Annotated in this window: 12 protein-coding genes; 9 read left to right on the top strand and 3 right to left on the bottom strand. The window is 75.8% G+C overall.

Annotated features, from left to right (window positions below; translation table 11 throughout):
- Window positions 1-62 precede the first annotated feature (62 nt).
- The 7 genes from LQ327_RS03625 to LQ327_RS03595 all read left to right on the top strand — a co-directional run bounded on the left by LQ327_RS03625 (window position 63) and on the right by LQ327_RS03595 (window position 10765).
- Window positions 63-2843, top strand: coding sequence for an ATP-binding protein (locus LQ327_RS03625; protein ID WP_230730179.1), 2781 nt, complete (start codon window positions 63-65; stop codon window positions 2841-2843).
- 260 nt (window positions 2844-3103) lie between these two features.
- Entirely contained in the window at window positions 3104-3277 is a 174-nt protein-coding gene (locus LQ327_RS03620; protein ID WP_230730178.1) for a hypothetical protein, read from the top strand.
- Window positions 3274-3972, top strand: coding sequence for a hypothetical protein (locus LQ327_RS03615; RefSeq protein WP_230730177.1), 699 nt, complete (start codon window positions 3274-3276; stop codon window positions 3970-3972). Before LQ327_RS03620 ends, LQ327_RS03615 begins: the two co-directional genes overlap by 4 nt.
- Window positions 3969-7265, top strand: coding sequence for a bifunctional cytochrome P450/NADPH--P450 reductase (locus LQ327_RS03610; protein WP_230730175.1), 3297 nt, complete (start codon window positions 3969-3971; stop codon window positions 7263-7265). Before LQ327_RS03615 ends, LQ327_RS03610 begins: the two co-directional genes overlap by 4 nt.
- A gap of 56 nt (window positions 7266-7321) precedes the next feature.
- A complete protein-coding gene (locus tag LQ327_RS03605; RefSeq protein ID WP_230730173.1) occupies window positions 7322-8443 on the top strand; it encodes an aminotransferase class I/II-fold pyridoxal phosphate-dependent enzyme in 1122 nt (373 codons plus the stop codon).
- Between the two features lie 94 nt (window positions 8444-8537).
- Window positions 8538-9515, top strand: coding sequence for a hypothetical protein (locus LQ327_RS03600; protein WP_230730172.1), 978 nt, complete (start codon window positions 8538-8540; stop codon window positions 9513-9515).
- A gap of 26 nt (window positions 9516-9541) precedes the next feature.
- A complete protein-coding gene (locus tag LQ327_RS03595) occupies window positions 9542-10765 on the top strand; it encodes an FAD-dependent monooxygenase (RefSeq protein WP_230730171.1) in 1224 nt (407 codons plus the stop codon).
- Window positions 10766-10817: 52 nt separating this feature from the next.
- On the opposite strand, the gene LQ327_RS03590 is transcribed toward LQ327_RS03595, so the two are convergent.
- The 3 genes from LQ327_RS03590 to LQ327_RS03580 form a co-directional block, all read right to left on the bottom strand.
- Window positions 10818-12461: an amidohydrolase gene (locus LQ327_RS03590; protein WP_230730170.1), complete on the bottom strand. Its 1644-nt coding sequence runs from the start codon at window positions 12459-12461 to the stop codon at window positions 10818-10820.
- A gap of 178 nt (window positions 12462-12639) precedes the next feature.
- Window positions 12640-12924 (bottom strand): hypothetical protein, encoded by a 285-nt coding sequence (locus tag LQ327_RS03585; RefSeq protein WP_230730161.1) that lies wholly within the window; start codon window positions 12922-12924, stop codon window positions 12640-12642.
- On the bottom strand, window positions 12917-14227 hold the full coding sequence (locus tag LQ327_RS03580) for a PspC domain-containing protein (protein ID WP_230730160.1): 1311 nt from the start codon (window positions 14225-14227) through the stop codon (window positions 12917-12919). Before LQ327_RS03580 ends, LQ327_RS03585 begins: the two co-directional genes overlap by 8 nt.
- A 219-nt stretch (window positions 14228-14446) precedes the next feature.
- On the opposite strand from LQ327_RS03580, the gene LQ327_RS03575 reads away from it, so the two are divergent.
- Both LQ327_RS03575 and LQ327_RS03570 read left to right on the top strand, forming a co-directional pair.
- On the top strand, window positions 14447-15790 hold the full coding sequence (locus LQ327_RS03575) for an ATP-binding protein (protein WP_230730159.1): 1344 nt from the start codon (window positions 14447-14449) through the stop codon (window positions 15788-15790).
- Complete coding sequence (locus tag LQ327_RS03570; protein ID WP_230730158.1) at window positions 15787-16461, top strand: response regulator; 675 nt, start codon at window positions 15787-15789, stop codon at window positions 16459-16461. The genes LQ327_RS03575 and LQ327_RS03570 overlap by 4 nt, the downstream gene beginning before the upstream one ends.
- Window positions 16462-16476: the final 15 nt, after the last annotated feature.

Raw genomic sequence — 16476 nt, 5'->3', positions numbered from 1 at the left:
CGACCGGGTACCGATCGGGGTGGTGCTGGACACGCCCCCGGGGCACGTTGTCCGCTTTCGGGGTGGACGGACACGAGGGAGCGCCACCGCGGCGACCGTTCGTCGGCCGGCGCGCCGAGCTGGAGGCCGTCGACGAGGCCGTCGCCGCCGCCCGTCGGGGTGAGCCGGGCATCGTGTGGATCGCCGGTGCCGCGGGGATGGGCAAGTCGGCGCTGCTCGCGAGCGCGATCGGGCGAGCGGACGGCACCACCCTGATCAACGCCACCGGCGACGAGGCCGAGGCGGCGCTGCCCTACGGGATCGTCGACCAGCTCGCGGCCGCGCTGCCCGCCGACCTGCTGGCGGAGCACCCGCTCGCCGGACCCGACCGGGCGCCGGGCGCGGACCCGATGGTGGTGGGCGCGGAGCTGCTCGCCGCCCTGGGCGCGGTGGGCGGGGACGAGCCGCTGCTGGTCGTCGTCGACGACGTCCAGTGGGCCGACGACCTGTCCGTGCGCACCCTGGTCTTCGTCCTGCGGCGGCTGCGCCACGACCACGTCGTCGTGCTGCTCGGGGCCCGGACCCCCGACCCCGGACTGCTCGACGGCGAGCCCGCCGTCGACCCCCGCTGGGTGCGCCTGCTCGACGCGACGCCCGGGGCGCGCCGGCTACCGCTGACGGGTCTCGCCCCGGCCGAGCTCTCCGAACTGGCCGCCGCGCTCGGGCGTCCCCTGGGCTCGACCGGCGCGGCCGGTCGGCTCTGGGCCCGCACCCACGGCCATCCGCTGCACGCCCGGACGCTGCTGGAGGAGCTCGATCCCGAGGCGCTCGCGGCGACGACCACCGACGTGCTGCCCGCGCCCCGCTCCCTCGCCGCCGTCGTGCTCGTCCGGCTCTCCCGCGCGAGCGCCGCGGGTCAGGCCCTCGTCGTGGCGGCCTCGGTGCTCGGCGAGGCGTGCTCGCTCGCCGACGCGGCCGCCGTCGCGGGGACGGCCGGGGCGGACCCGGTGGACGACCCGGTGGCGGCGCTCGACGAGGGCGTCCGGGTCGGCCTGCTCGCCGAGCGGGGGAACCGGCCGGTCGGGGCCATCGGGTTCGTCCACCCGCTGCTGCGCGCGGCCGTCTACGGGGACCAGTCGCCGGCGCGGCGCCGCGCGCTGCACCGGGCAGCCGCCTCGCTGGCGACCGGCCGGGCGGCCCTCACCCACCGGATCGCCGCGGCCGTGGGACCCGACGCCGAGCTGGCCGGGGACCTGGAACGCCTCGCCGTCGACGTCCCGGCCGGCGCCACGGCCCTCGACGTCGCCGACCTGCTGCGCGCCGCCGCCGGCGTCGCGGTCGATCTCGACGACCACGACCGCCTGGTGTTCCGGGCCGCCGAGGTGCTGCTCGCCGCGGGGGAGACGGGTCGCGCCGGGGCGCTGGAGGACGAGCTCACGGCCGCGCGGCCCGGGCCGGTCCGCGACGGTCTCCTCGGCCGGCTCGCCCTGCTGCGTGGCCGCCCGGCCCTCGCCCGACCGCTGCTCGACGCCGCCGCGCAGGGCAACGACCCGGGACCCCGCGCGATCGCCACCGCCGACCTCGCCCTGCTCGCGGTGCTCGACGGCCGGCCCGCGCAGGCGGTCGAGCTCGCGGGCGCCTGTTTCGCCGACCCGGACAACGGACCGCTGGTGCGCCAGCCCGCGGGCTTCGCCCTGATCCTCGGGCTCGTCGCGCTGGGTCGCGGCGACGACGCCCGCGCCGTGCTCGAGCTCGCCGGCGGGCCACCGGAGGCACGTACCCCGCTGCACGCCGACACCCTCGTCGTGCGCGGGGTGCTCGCCGCCGCGGCCGACGACGACGGCGAGGCGGCCCGGTGCCTCGGCGAGGCGCTGCGGCTGGCGCGGGCCGGGCAGCCCGTGCGGACCGCGACGGTCGCCGCCGGCTACCTCGCGATGGTCCGGGACCGGACGGGTGAGGTGGACGGGCTCGAGGCGGTCGAGCTCGCCGTCGCCTCCGCGCGGGACGCCGGCCGGGGGTTCGCGGAGCTGATGGTGCGCGGGTACGCCGCCCAGATGCACGCGCTGCGCGGCCATCAGGACCGGGCCCGCGCGCACCTCACCGTCATCGCGGACGCCGACTCCGCCTGGTGGGGCTCGACGATCGTGACGGCGGCGGCCGGTGCGCTGACGGCGCTGGTGGACGACGACGCGGCGGGCATGCTGCGCGCGCTCGCGCCGGTGCTGCACCCCGACGTGCTCGCCATCGCCGACGCGGTCGGCGCCCTCGCCCCGCGGGTGCTGCACGTCGAGGCGCTGCTGCGGCTGGCGCGGTTCGCGGCGGCCTCCGAGTCGCTCGGCGCGCTGGACGTGCGGCTCGCCGACCGGCCGCCGGGCCACGCCTCGATCGACGCCGCCCGCCTGCGCGGGCTGCTCGCCGAGGCCGCGGGGGACGCGGCCGGGGCGCGGGCGGCCTTCGAGGCCGGGCGGGTGGCCGTGGCCGCGCCGCTGGCACTCGCGCGGCTCGAGACCGAGCTCGGCCGCCACCTCGTGACCGCGGGCGAGCGGCGCACCGGGGTCGACCTGCTGCGCTCGGCCCGCGACCGGCTGGCCGCGCTCGGCGCGATCCCGTTCCTGGCGCCGTGCGAGGAGCTGCTGCACGCCGCGGGGCTCACGCCGTCGCCGGAGGAGGACGCCCTCGGCCTGACCCCGCACGAGGATGCGGTGGTCGCGCTCGTCGTGCGGGGGCTGACGAACCGGGAGGTCGCGCGGGAGCTCTTCGTGTCGCCGCGCACCGTCGCGTACCACCTGTCGAACGTCTACGCGAAGCTCGGCGTCACCTCCCGGGCGCAGCTGCGGGATCGGATGGCGGTCCCCGCGCGCTGACGTCCGGTGCGGCCCGGCCGGTCCCGACGACGAGGGGCACTGGGCGCAGGTTCTGGAGCGCTCGCGGCTGCCTGGTGTGCTGTTGATCAACGGAAAGGGGCAGGGGGGACGCGAGCGCCGAGCCCCCGACGCTGCGCAGCACGCCGGTCACCGCCGGTCGACTGGAAGCCCGACTGGAAGGGCCGACCGGGGACGCGGTACCCGGCCCGCACCCACGCTCGACGTCACAGGAGTGACGGTGCGGAGAGGTGGGCTCGGCCATGCGGGTCATGCTCGATCTGGTCCGGTCCCGGGACGGTCGCCTCGAGGGCACGGCCGCCACGGAGGCCGGGCGCGAGCATCCGTTCTCCGGGACGCTCGAACTGCTGCGGGTCCTCGAGGACCTCCAGCCCTCGCCGCAGGTCCGGCAGGACCTCCCCGGGAGCCCGCGGTGAAGGGGCCGGCGCGGATCGCCGCGTACTCCGGGTTCGTCTTCGTCGCCCTCTTCGTCGCCGCGCTGGTGATGCTGCGCCGGTCCCCGCACCTCGACGACCCGGACGGCACCTTCACCGCCTTCTACGCCCACGGCGGCGACACGCTGCTCACCGCGATCGGGCTCTACCTCGTGCCGCTCGCCGGGATCGCGTTCCTCTGGCACATGGTCGCTCTCCGTTCGATGCTCGACACGCTCACGCCGCGGCCGTCGGGCATGGCCCACGGGCTGAACCTGCTGGCCGGCACGGTCTTCGTGACGATGCTGTTCGCCGGGACGGCCGCCATCGGCGCGGTGGCGTTCTCGGTCGCCCGGGGCGGCCCCGGATCCATCGACCCGGACACCGCCCGCGCGCTGACGGCCGTGGGCTACGGCCTGGTGTTCGTCTTCGCCGTCCGCGGCGCCGGGATGTTCGTCCTCACGACGACGACGCTGCTGCGCAACGGCCGCGTCCTGAGCCTGCCCGAGGCCGTCGTCGGGTGGCTGCTCGGGGCGTTCCTGCTGATCAGCGTGACCAACAACCCCGCCGCCCTGCTCGTGCTGCCCCTCTGGGTGTTGCTCGTCGGCGTCGCCCTGCTGCTCCGCCACACCCCCGACCCGGAGCCCGCGAGCCCGGTCCCCACTCCCGCCGTCGAGCACTCCAAGGAGCCGTCGTGACCGTCCCCGACCGTCCCGAGGGCGCTCGTCCGATCCCCGGGCCCAAGCCGTACCCCGTCATCGGGAACCTGCTCGACATGCCGTCGGGCCGGATGATGCAGCGGCTGCTCGAGCTGTCGAAGCAGTACGGCCCGATGTTCGTGCTGCACGCCGCCGACGGGCCCCGCTACATCGCCTTCGGTCTCGACATGATCGACGACCTCTGCGACGACACCCGGTTCGTCAAGTACGTCGGGGCGGGGCAGCGCGAGCTGCGCAAGACCCAGGCGTCGGCGGGACTGTTCACCGCCGACTCCGACGACCCGCTGTGGAAGAGCGCCCACGACATCCTGCTGCCCGCGTTCTCGCAGCGGTCGATCCGCGCCTACGTGCCGTTGATGGTCGACATCGCCGACCAGCTGCTGCTCAAGTGGGAGCGGCTGAACCCGGGCGAGGCGGTCGACGTCACCGGCGACATGACCCGGCTGACCCTCGACACGATCGCGCTCTGCGGGTTCGGGTACCGCTTCAACTCGTTCTACCGGGACACCCAGCACCCCTTCGTCGCCGCGATGATGGGCGGGCTGAGCGAGAGCCAGGCGCGACAGCGCATCCCACCCGCCGTCGTGAAGATCCGTCGGCGCGCGCAGCGCAAGCTCGAGGCGGACATGCGCTACATGCAGGACACCGTCCAGATGATCCTGGACGAGCGCCGCGCCTCGGGGGATCCCGGCGAGGACCTGCTGGGCCACATGCTCGTCGGGAAGGACAAGGACGGGAAGGTCCTGCCCGACGAGAACATCGTCTCGCAGTGCATCACCTTCCTCGTCGCCGGACACGAGACGACGAGCGGGCTGCTCTCGTTCGCGATCTCCTACCTGCTCAAGGCACCCGAGGTCGTGGCGCGGGCGCAGGCCGAGGTGGACGAGGTCCTGGGCACCGACCTGGGGGTGGCGCCGACGGCGGCGCAGATCGGGAAGCCGACCTACACCACGCAGATCCTCGAGGAGACGCTGCGGCTGTGGCCGACCGCGCCGGCGTTCAGCCGCCAGCCGCTCGAGGACACCACGGTCGGCGGCTACGAGTTCCGCGCCGGGACCCCGATCGTCGCGGCCTCGATCGTGCTGCACCGCAACACCGACGTCTGGGGTGCCGACGCCTGGGAGTTCAACCCCGACCACTTCGCGGTCGAGGCCCGCGAGGGGCGACCCGCCAACGCCTACAAGCCCTTCGGTTCCGGGGTCCGGGCCTGCATCGGGCGCCAGTTCGCGCTGCAGGAGGCGATCCTGGTGCTGGCGATGGTGCTGCAGCGTTTCGAGCTGATCGACCACGCCAACTACCAGCTGAAGATCAAGGAGAGCCTGACCCTCAAGCCGGACGGCCTGACGATCCAGGTGAAGGAGCGGGCCGGGCGGACGAGGAGCGCCTCGCCCGCCGTCAGCGATGGTCCGTCGCTGACACAGGACGTCAGGATGAACCCTTCCTCACAACCGGAACCGACCCCCGTCGTCGGGAACCGGCACGGGACGCCGCTGCTCGTGCTGTTCGGGTCGAACCTCGGGTCCGCCGAGGACATCGCCACCCGGATCGCGCGCGACGGGACCGACCGCGGCTGGGCGACGACGGTCGCCGCGCTCGACGACCGCGTCGGGTCGGTGCGGATGGGCGAGGCGTCCCCGTCCCGCGCGGACCTGCCCACCGAGGGCGCCGTCGTCGTCGTGTCCGCCTCCTACAACGGCATGCCGACCGACAACGCGGTGGCGTTCTGCGACTGGATCCGGGGGCCGAAGGCGGACGCGTCCGGGGTCCGCTACACGGTGTTCGGATGCGGCAACCGGGACTGGGCGTCGACCTACCAGGCGATCCCGACGATGCTCGACGCCCGGCTCGAGGAAGCGGGGGCCACGCGCGTGCACCCGCGGGGTGAGGGCGACGCCCGCGGCGACTTCGACGCCCAGTTCCAGTCCTGGTACGACGGGCTCTGGGACGACCTGGGTACCGCCTGCGGGGTGTCCGCCGCGGACGCCGCGGCCGGTGCGGGCGGACCCCGGCTCACGATCGAGGCCGTCCAGAACATGCGCACCGCCAGCCCCGTCGTGCGGTCGTTCCGGGCAGTGCCCGCGACCGTCGTCGCGAACCGGGAGCTCACCGCGAAGGCGGGGACCCCGGGCGGACGTTCGGTGCGCCACCTGGAGATCGCGCTCCCCGCGGGGACGACCTACCAGACCGGCGACCACCTGGGCGTGCTGCCGCGCAACGACGTGTCCCTGCTGAACCGGGTCATCGCGCGCTTCCGGCTCGACGCGGGCCAGTACGTGACGCTCCGTGCGACCGGCGGCGCCCCCACGCACCTGCCCACCGGCGAGCCCTACCCGCTGCTCGCGATCCTGGGCGGCTGCGTGGAGCTGCAGGACGTGGCGACCCGCCCGCAGCTGACCGCGCTCGCCGCGTCGATGCCGGCCGGTGCCGCCCGCGACGAGCTGGCCGCGCTGGCGGGCACCGACGACGACGCCCGCGCCCGCTACCGGGAGCGGATCGCCGTGCCGCGGCGCACGTTCCTGGAGCTCTGCGAGGCCCATCCCGACGCCACGCTGGACTTCGCCGAGTTCCTCGACCTGCTGCCCGCGCTGCGCCCGCGGTACTACTCGATCTCGTCGGCGCCCTCGGCGTCGGCCGACGCGTCGCTGACCGTCGGGGTGCTCGACGAGCCCGCCCGCCGCGGCGAGGGCCGCTACCACGGCACCTGCTCGACCCACCTGGCCGCGGTGCCCGAGGGCGGGACGGTGTTCGCGCTGGTCCGCGAGCCCACGATCGCGTTCCGGCCCCCGGAGAACCCCCACCGGCCCATGATCATGGTGGGGGCGGGCACCGGGATGGCGCCGTTCCGGGGGTTCTGCCAGGAGCGCGAGGCGCTGGTCGCGCGCGGGGTGCCGATCGCGGAGTCGCTGCTGGTGCTCGGGTGCCGGGACCCGGAGGACGACCTGCTCTACGCCGACGAGCTCGCCGGCTACGAGAAGGAGGGGGTCGCCCGGCTGCTCACCGCGTGCTCGCGGGTGCCGGGCTACCCGAACCGCTACGTGCAGCACGTGCTGGAGGCCGAGGCCGACGCCGTCTGGGAGCTGCTGCAGCACGACGCCGTCGTCTACGTCTGCGGGAACGCCGCCACCATGGCGCCCGGGGTCCGCGCCGCGCTGGCCTCGGTGTTCCGGGCCCGGACGCTCGCGAGCGAGGCCGATGCCGAGGCGTGGTTCGCGGGTCTGCGGTCGGGCGGGCGCTACCTCGAGGACATCTGGGGGGAGACCGCTGTCGTCTGAACCGAGCGGGAGGTCGCGGTGGTGGTCGGTCGGCGCACCGGCGAGGATGGACCACCATGGCGACGACGATCTTCAGCGAGATGTCCGCCCTGGCGGTCGAGTACGACGCGATCAACCTCGGTCAGGGCTTCCCGGACACCCCCGGGCCGCGGGAGGTCGTCGACGCCGCCGTCGCCGCGATGCACCGCGGGCTCAACCAGTACCCGCCGGCCGTCGGCGTGCCCGCGCTGCGCGAGGCGATCTGCGATCACCAGCGGCGCTTCTACGGGATCGAGCTGGACCCGGCGTCGCAGGTGGTGGTGTGCGCGGGCGCGTCGGAGGCGCTCTCGTCGGCGCTGATGGCGCTCGTCGGGGCGGGCGACGAGGTGATCGCGCTCGAGCCGTTCTACGACCTCTACGCGGCGACCTGCTCGCTGGTCGGGGCCTCCCTCGTGCCGGTGCGCATCTCGGCGCCGGACTACCGGGTCGACCCCGACCTGCTCCGCGCGGCGGTCACCGACCGGACGAAGGTCATCCTGCTGAACTCGCCGCACAACCCGACCGGGGCGGTGCTCTCCCGGGCCGAGCTGGAGGCCGTGGCCGAGGTCGCCCGCGAGCACGACCTGCAGGTGATCACCGACGAGGTCTACGAGCACCTGCTGTTCGACGACGAGCGCCACATCCCGATCGCGACGCTGCCGGGGATGGCCGAGCGGACGGTCACGGTGTCGTCAGGGGGCAAGACGTTCTCGGTCACGGGCTGGAAGATCGGATGGGCGACGGGGCCCGCCGACCTGATCGAGCGAGTGCTCGGCGTCAAGCAGTGGTTCTCGTTCGCGTCCGGCACCCCGCTGCAGCACGCGGTGGCGGTCGGCCTGGAGCTCCCCGACGAGCGGTTCGCGGCGCTGGGCCGGGAGCTGCAGGTCAAGCGGGACCTGCTCACCGACGGCCTGCGCGAGCTGGGCATGGAGGTCTACCACTCGAAGGCGACGTACTTCGTCACCGCCGACATCGCGCCGCTCGGGGAGACCGACTCGCTGGCGTTCTGCCGCGCGCTGCCGGCCCGGGTCGGCGTCGCCGCGGTGCCGAACCAGGTCTTCCACGCGTCCGCGACGGGTGTCGAGACCCAGGTCCGGTTCGCCTGCTGCAAGCGGGACGAGGTGCTCGCGGACGCGCTGCTGCGGTTGCGCAAACTGTAGGGGGGCAGCGTCGCCACCCCGGGTGCCCGATCGGGGGACGAGGGGATACTCTTTCGAACTCGGCTTCTATGCTGCTGACCCCCGAAGGTGGCCCGTGACGCTGCGGATCGCTGTTCCCGAACGCGGAGTGGTCGCGGCCGCGGCCCGGACATTGCTGGACACCACCGGCTACGGCACCTCGCCCGCGGGCGAGCTCGCCGCGCCGGGCCTGGTCGCTCCCCCCGTGAAGGTCTTCGCGCTGCCCGAACGCGACATCCCGATCTACGCCGCCGAGGGCGAGCTGCACCTCGCCCTGGTCGGGTCGCTCACCGTGGACGAGGCGTCGATGGCCGTCCCGGTGGCGCTCCACCTCGACGTCGGACGCCACGAGCTGGCGCTGTTCACCTCCGACGCCCGGTTCGCCACCGAGGGGGACCTCAACGGCGCCCGGGTCGCGACCCCGCTGCCCAACCTCGTCCGCCGCCACCTCGCGACCTCCGCGATCGCCGCCCAGCGGGTCATCCCCCTCGATCCGGCGGAGCACGCGGTCGCCCTCGGCATCGCCGACGCCGTCGCCGCCGTCACCGACCCCCGGGGCGAGATGACCCCGCTGCTGCCCGCCATGCGCCGCCTCGCGGGGATCCGGAGCGGGCACCTCGTCGTCGTCGAGGGGAACTCCCCCGACGACCAGCCGACGCTGCGGGTCAAGCAGCAGCTCCTCGCGCGGTTGCGGGCCGCGGGCACGGCGGGCGGGACGGAGCTGCTGCAGTACGACTGCCCGACCCCGCTCGTCGAGCACACCACCGAGCTGGTCGGGGCCACCCGCTCGGCCGAGATCAGTGCGCTCTCCCCCGGGTGGAGCACGGTGCGCGTGCTCGTCGGGCGCGACCGCACCGAGGCGCTCGTCGAGGAGCTGCTCGACGTCGGGTGCCGTGAGCTGATCACCTTCGTGCCGCGCGACCACCGCAGCGGGCGGCCCGACGACGAGGACGGGGCGGTCACCGCGGACCCGGAGGCCCTGCCCGTCCCCCGCGGGCTGCCCGAGGTCACGCTCCCGACCCACGTCCGAGGACGGCACGCGGCCCGGTCCTGAACGCTCCGCGGGGTTAGCGTGCCCGGGTGGACGGGCGTGTGGTCGTGGTCGGTGGCGGACCCGGCGGGGTGCTGCTGACCTACCTGCTGGCGCGGGGCGGCGTGGCGGTGACCCTGCTCGAGGCGCGGCACGACTTCGCCCGGCGTTTCCGCGGTGACACGCTCGCGCCCGGGGTGCTCGAGTACCTCGACGACCTCGGGCTGGCCGGGGATCTGCTGGCCGAGGTGCCGCACCGGCGTTCTGACATGTTCCGCTGGCACACCCCGGAGAAGACCTACGAGCTCGTCGACTACCGCGGCGCGAGCAGGCGGTTCCCCTTCTACGCGCTCATCCCGCAGGCCCGGTTCCTGCCGTGGCTGGCGGCGCGGGCCGAGGCGTACGGGGCGCAGGTGCGGCTGGGGGCGCGGTTCTCGTCGTTCCTGTCGGCCGCGGACGGGCGTGTGACCGGTGTCGAGTACACCGTCGAGGCGACCACGCACCGGCTCGACGCGGCCCTCGTCGTCGGGGCCGACGGGCGGTCCTCGAAGGTCCGGGCGGCGGCCGGGATCGAGGCGACCGAGCTCGGGGCGAGCCTGGACCTGCTGTGGTTCGCGGTGGAGCGGCACGACGACGACCCGGCGTACTCCGGGCTCGACCTCTTCGCGCGCCCGGGCGGGACGATCGCGCTGCTCGACCAGGGCGCGGGTGAGTGGCAGGTGGGGTGGTCGATCCCAGCGGGGTCGTACGCGTCGGTGCGCGAGGCCGGGGTCGGGCCGCTCGTCGACGCCGTGGCGGCAGTGCTGCCGTGGCTGGCGCCGCGGCTGCGGGCGGCGCTGTCGGCGGTGACCGACCTGACGCTGCTGCCGGTGCGGATCATGACGGTGGACTCCTGGACGCGTCCCGGGCTGGTGCTGATCGGGGATGCGGCGCACGTGGTCTCGCCGGTCGGGGGCAACGGGATCAACCTGGCGCTCGCCGATGCGGCGGAGCTGGCGAACCAGCTGGTGGGGCCGTTGCGGGCGGGGTCCTCGGCTGCTGCGGTGGACGAGGCGGCGGGCCGGCTGGAGAGCGTCCGTCGGCCGGGGGTGGAGGCCGAGCAGCGGCGCCAGGTGCGGACGGAGCAGGCGGCCGCGCAGCGCAACGCCGCCGGGGTGGTCGGGCCGCCGACGGTGCTGCGGGTGCTCACGGCGATCCCGGGGTTCTCGCGGCTCGCGGCGCGGCGCTCGGGGGTGACGGTGCCCGCTCCGGTGCCGGTGATCGCGGTCGGCTGACGCCACGTGCGTGCGTTTCCGTGTCTGGGCACGGAAACACACGCACGAGGCGTCAGCCGAACCCGTGCGTCCACACCCCGCCGCGCATCGTCGCCACCACCTCGGTGTCGCCGATCCGGTCCTGATCGACCCGGGTCACGTCGTCGCCGAGCACCACGAGGTCGGCCAGCATCCCCGGTGCCAGGGCGCCCCGGCGGTCCTCGTCGCCGGCGATCCACGCGGTGTCGACGGTCAGCGCGCGCAGCGCGGTCACGGCGTCCACCCGCTCCTCGGGGCCGAGCACCCGACCCGACGCCGTCCGCCGCTGCACCATCGCCTGCATCGTGCGCAGCGGGTGCCCGTCGGCGACGCACGGCCGGTCGGTGGACGCGGGCACCCGCAGCCCGGCGGCCACGAACGACGCGTGCCGGTAGAGCAGGTCCGCACGGCCGTCCCCGACCGCGGCGATCATCGACTCGCCGATCTCCTGCAGGAACCGGGCCTGCGGAACGGGCGTGACCCCGAGCGCGGCGAACCGCCGCACCTCGGCGTCGGAGACCACCGCGGCGTGCTCGATCCGGTGCCGGACCTCCGGGCGGGGGAGCTGCGCCTGGGCGTCGGCGAACGCGTCCAGGGCCGCGGCCACCGCACGGTCGCCGATCGCGTGCGCGGCGACGGTCCAGCCCGCGAGATGGGCCCCGACGACCATCCGGTGCATGTGCCCGGGGTCGTCCTGGAAGTAGCCGGCGTGGTCGCGGTCGACGAACGGCGCCGTCATCGCCGCGGTCCGGGAGCTCAGCGCCCCGTCGAAGAAGATCTTCATGGGCCCCAGCCGGAGGTCGTCGTCGCCGAAGCCGGTGCGCACCCCGAGGTCGAGGCCCACGCCGTCGCCGCCGGGGACCTCATGGAGCGCGGAATCCACCGGCATGACGACGACCCGCTGCAGCAACCGGCCGTGCTCGAGAGCCGCCTGGTACGCGGCCAGCTCGCGCGGCGTGCGCCCGATGAACCCGCCGGCGATGCCGCACTCGGTGACGTGCGTGAGCCCCTGGGCCGCGTACACGGCCGAGGCGCGGGCCAAGGCGTCCGCCACGTCGTCCACCGCGAACGGGCGCAGCAGGTCCGCCAGCAGCGGCTGCGCGGCCTCCTCGACGACGCCGGTCGGGACGCCCTCGTCGTCGAGCACCACCTTCCCGCCCTCCGGGACGGCCACCGGCCCCCGCCGGCCGGACGCGTCGAGGATCCCGGCCCGGCGCAGCGCCTCCGTCGATCCGGCGCAGACGTGCCCCGAGCGGTGCTGCAGTCGGACCGGTCGCCCGCCCGCGGCGCGATCCAGCGCGGCGTGGTGCGGGGAGCCGCCGAGCCGGACGTCGTCGTACCCGGCGCCGACGACGAAGGCACCTTCCGGGAGCGTGCCCGCCCGCGCCGCCACCGCGTCGTAGACCTCGTCGAGGGTCCGGGCATCGGAGAGGTCGATCTCGGCGAGCGTCTGTCCGAACCAGGCCATGTGGTTGTGGGCGTCGCCGAAGCCCGGCACGACGACCGCGCCCCCGCAGCCGACGGCGCGCCGCGCGGTCACCCCGGCGGGCAGCGACCCGTCGTCGAGCAGCGCGAGCACCCGGCCGTCGTGGATCGCCAGGCCGCGGGCACGGGAGCCGGTGCCCGGACCGTCCAGGGTGAGCACGTCCGCGTCGTGGACGTGGAGATCGATCTGCACGGCGGCGGCCTCTCGTCGCGGGACGTCTCCCCCGATTCGAGCGAAGGGCCCCCTCGGTCGGCAAGAAGGGCGGGGGAACCCTTGGCCGGAATCGGCGCGATCGAGCCCGGAATGAGCGAAGGGCCCCTTCGATCGATCTAGTCGACCGAAGGGGCCCTTCGCTCAGAACGGGAGCGGGTCAGCGGCGCCGCCGCACCGTCGCCAGGAGCACCCCGCCCCCGATGACGACCGCCGCCCCCGCCAGCACCCACCGCGGGTCCACCGAGGTCAGGACGGCCGGGGCGACGACGGCGAGCATCGCCACCGTGAGCGAGACCAGGCCGACGAGCAGCGCGAGCGGGTCGAACCGCCGGCGGACGGGCGGGGGCGCCGTGGTGGCCAGCGCGGCGTCCGCGTGCACCGTGTAGGGCGAGTCCGGGGTGTGCCAGGAGGTGGGACCGGTCCGGTCGGTCGGCTCAGCCACGGGTCACCGCCAGGTCGCCGGCGCCGCTGCGGGCGGTCAGGTCGATGACGGGGCCGCCCGGGCCGTCGGAGCCGAGGTCGACACGGTTCGTCACGTCGGACGTCGAGCCGAGGCAGTTCATGTCCCCGACGCCGTGCTGGCAGGTCACGGTGACGTCGGCGTTCGCCGGCACCCGCACCGTCACGTCCCCGGCGCCGCTCTCCACCGTCGTGCGGATCGGGGCCCCGCCGGGTGCGACGGCGAGCCGGGTGAGGTCGAGGTCGACGTCGCCGAGCCCGGTCCGGTAGTCCGGCGAGACCATGGCGGCCGAGGTCGGGGCCTCGGAGACGTCGCCGGCCCCGCGGGTCACCGACCCGTCCGGGCCGTTCCACGGTCCCTGCCAGGCCGGCTGGGTGGCCGCGATCGACCCGAACACGGTCGCGAGGATCAGCGGGACCGCCGCGATCACCAGCCCGCGCCGCGGCCGCCGCGCCGCGATCGACCCGCCGACCAGCCCCAGCCCGACGACGGCGAGCGCGGCCGCCGGGATCCACACCGGCGTCACCCCGGGCAGCCCGGTGAGCAGGGCCGCCCCGGCCAGCCCGGCCGCGACCAGGGCGAGCGCGAGAGTGACGGGTGTGAGGACCGAGCGGGGGCGGCGGACCGGGTCACCGGCGGGGGTGTGGACCGGCGGCTCGGCCGGCAGGCTCCAGCCGCGCGGGGCGGCGCCGAGCGGGTCCCACGCGAGTGACGCGTCGTCGTGGGCGGCCCAGGGCTCGGCCTCGGGGGCCGACCACGGCGTCGCGCCCGGACCCGCCGTGCCCGGGATGCCGGGGACGCCGAGATCGGCCCGCGCGGTGTGCACGAGGTAGAGCGCGAGGCCCGCGAGGCCGAGGGCCACGAGCGTGACGACCCTCCCCGAGAACGCGGGGGCCAGCGTCCCCGCCGCGACGATCACCGTCAGGAGCACCACGAGCACGGGCGGCCCGGAGGGACGGCGGCCGTCGTGGTGGTCGCGGCGCGGGCCCCGCCCGCCGGCCACCCGATCGCGCCGGGGCGGGTCGGCCGGGTCCGCCGGGAGCACCAGCCAGCCGAGCAGGTAGAGCAGCAGCCCGCCGCCCACGATCGCCCAGACCACGAACGCGACGCGCACGAGCGTCGGGTCCAGGTCGTAGCGCCGGGCGATCGCCCCCGCGACCCCGGCGATCTTCGTGTCCTCCGCGCGGCGCGCCGGCCGGGTGTCCCACGCCGAGCGCGCGACTCCCGCGACGTCGGTCCCCGCCCTGGCGCGGTCCCCGCGCTGTGTCCCGGCCGGCCCGCTCATGGGTGCCATCCTCTCCGTCGACCGGCGTCCGTGTCTGCCACGACGCCGTCCGTCCCCGGCGCCGCACGACGCCCTCGGCCACCGAGCGTCGTGCACCGCGGCCCCCGGGTCGTCCGGGTGCTCCCCGGTCTTCGGCTCGGGGGACCCCGGGTTTTCCCGGGGTCGGTGTCCGCCCTGATCCCGAGGTCCCGCGGGGTGTCTTCGTGTGACGATGGCTCCGTGACCACGCCCGAGTCGCCGCGCGAGGCGGGCTCCACCGCCACCGAGGTGGCACCGGAGCCGGCGCACCGCGTGCTGCGCCACCGGCGCGGCGCCGTCGTTGCGGGGGTGGCGGGCGGGGTGGCCGACCACCTCGGGGTGCCGGTGCTGCGCGTGCGCGTGGTGTTCACGCTGCTCTGCGCCCTCGGCGGCGCCGGGGTCCTCGCCTACGGCGGGCTCTGGGTGTGCTGCGCGATGGAGCCGGCCGGCACCGAGCGCGAGGTCGACGACCGCGACCGCATCCGCGGCTACGGGCTCGTCGCCCTCGGCCTGGCGCTCGCGCTGGTGCTCTCGGCGGTCGGTGACCAGGTGTCCGGGTGGGTCCTCGGCCCGCTCGGGATCGCGCTGGTCGGGGCGGCGGTGGTGTGGCGGGAGGCCGACGGCGACGCGGCGGCGGCCGGCCGCTCCGGGCGGCGCGGGCGGCCCCGGATCGTCGCGGGGCGCGGCGGGGTGCTGCGGGCGGTCCTCGGGGCGGTGCTCGTCGCCGGCGGGATCACGGTGTTCCTGGTGGGGCGGCTGAACGTCGGCGCGGTGCAGTTCGGGCTGCTCGCGGCGACGGCGACGCTCGTCGGGGTCGTCGTGCTCACCGTCCCGTGGTGGATGCGGCTGGCCCGCGAGCTGACCGCCGAGCGCCGCGAGCGCATCCGCTCCGAGGAGCGCGCCGAGATCGCCGCCCACCTGCACGACTCGGTCCTGCAGACCCTCGCCCTCATCCAGCGCCACACCGAGACCGGCGACGACGACGCGCCGGCCGTGCGCGAGGTGCGTCGCCTCGCCCGCCGGCAGGAGCGCGAGCTGCGGGAGTGGCTCTACGGCGAGCGCGAGCGCCCGGCGGGGCCGGAGGACGCCGGCGAAGGCGCCCCCGAGACCAGCTGCTTCGGCGCTGCCCTGCGCGCCGCGGCCGGCGAGGTGGAGGACGCGTTCGCGGTGACGGTGGCACCCGTCGTCGTCGGGGACGCCGCGCACGACGCGCGGACCGCGGCCCTCGTCGCCGCCGCCCGCGAGGCGATGGTCAACGCCGCCAAGCACGCCGGGGTGGACGAGATCAGCGTGTACGCCGAGGTGGAGGACAGCGACGCGCTCGCGGTCTTCGTCCGCGACCGGGGCTGCGGCTTCGACCCCGAGGACGTCCCCGCCGACCGGCACGGCCTCGCCGACTCCATCCGCGCCCGCGTCGAGCGCCACGGCGGCACCGTGCGGCTGCGCACTGCTCCCGGGGACGGCACCGAGGTCGCGCTCACCCTGCCCCGCGCCGCCCCCGCGCCCGAGAACACCGACCGCACGACGACGAGTGAGGTGGCATGAGCACGCCGACCGACGACGAGCCCGCCCGCGTCTTCATCGTCGACGACCACGCGCTGTTCCGCCGCGGGGTGCGGGCCGAACTCGAGGGCCCGGCCGCGTCCGGGGTCACCGTGGTCGGCGAGGCCGGGTCGGTGGGCGAGGCGGTCGCGGGGATCGGCCACTACCGCCCGGACGTCGTGCTGCTCGACGTCCACATGCCCGAGGGCGGCGGCGCGGCGGTCCTGGCCCGGACCCGGGTCGACCACCCCGACGTCGTGTTCCTCGCGCTGTCGGTGTCCGACGCCGCCGAGGACGTCATCTCGGTCATCCGCGCCGGCGCCCGCGGCTACGTCACCAAGACCATCTCCGGGCGTGATCTCGCCGACGCGGTCCGTCGGGTCCGGGCCGGCGACCCGGTGTTCAGCCCCCGGCTCGCGGGCTTCGTCCTGGACGCGTTCGCCGACCGGCCCGGGGCCGCGCCGCCGGTGGACCCCGAGGTCGACCAGCTGACCCGGCGCGAGCGCGACGTCCTGCGGCTGCTCGCCCGCGGCTACGCGTACAAGGAGATCGCCGCCGAGCTGGTGATCTCGATCAAGACGGTCGAGACGCACGTGTCGAGCGTGCTGCGCAAGACGCAGTCCTCGAACCGGCACGAGCTCTCGCGGTGGGCCACCGACCGCCGACTGGTGTAGGTGCGCTCCGCGCCT

Source organism: Actinomycetospora endophytica, from assembly GCF_021026375.1.
GTDB classification, from domain to species: domain Bacteria; phylum Actinomycetota; class Actinomycetes; order Mycobacteriales; family Pseudonocardiaceae; genus Actinomycetospora; species Actinomycetospora endophytica.
The sequence above is the reverse complement of the archived record's forward strand: the minus strand, read 5'-3'. Positions and strand labels throughout refer to the sequence as shown.

Bases quoted from the DNA above. Each gene is read 5' to 3' on its own strand.
- LQ327_RS03620 (WP_230730178.1), top strand. From the start codon at position 3,104: ATGCGGGTCATGCTCGATCTGGTCCGGTCCCGGGACGGTCGCCTCGAG.
- LQ327_RS03605 (WP_230730173.1), top strand. From the start codon at position 7,322: ATGGCGACGACGATCTTCAGCGAGATGTCCGCCCTGGCGGTCGAGTAC.
- LQ327_RS03580 (WP_230730160.1), bottom strand. From the start codon at position 14,227: ATGAGCGGGCCGGCCGGGACACAGCGCGGGGACCGCGCCAGGGCGGGG.
- LQ327_RS03570 (WP_230730158.1), top strand. From the start codon at position 15,787: ATGAGCACGCCGACCGACGACGAGCCCGCCCGCGTCTTCATCGTCGAC.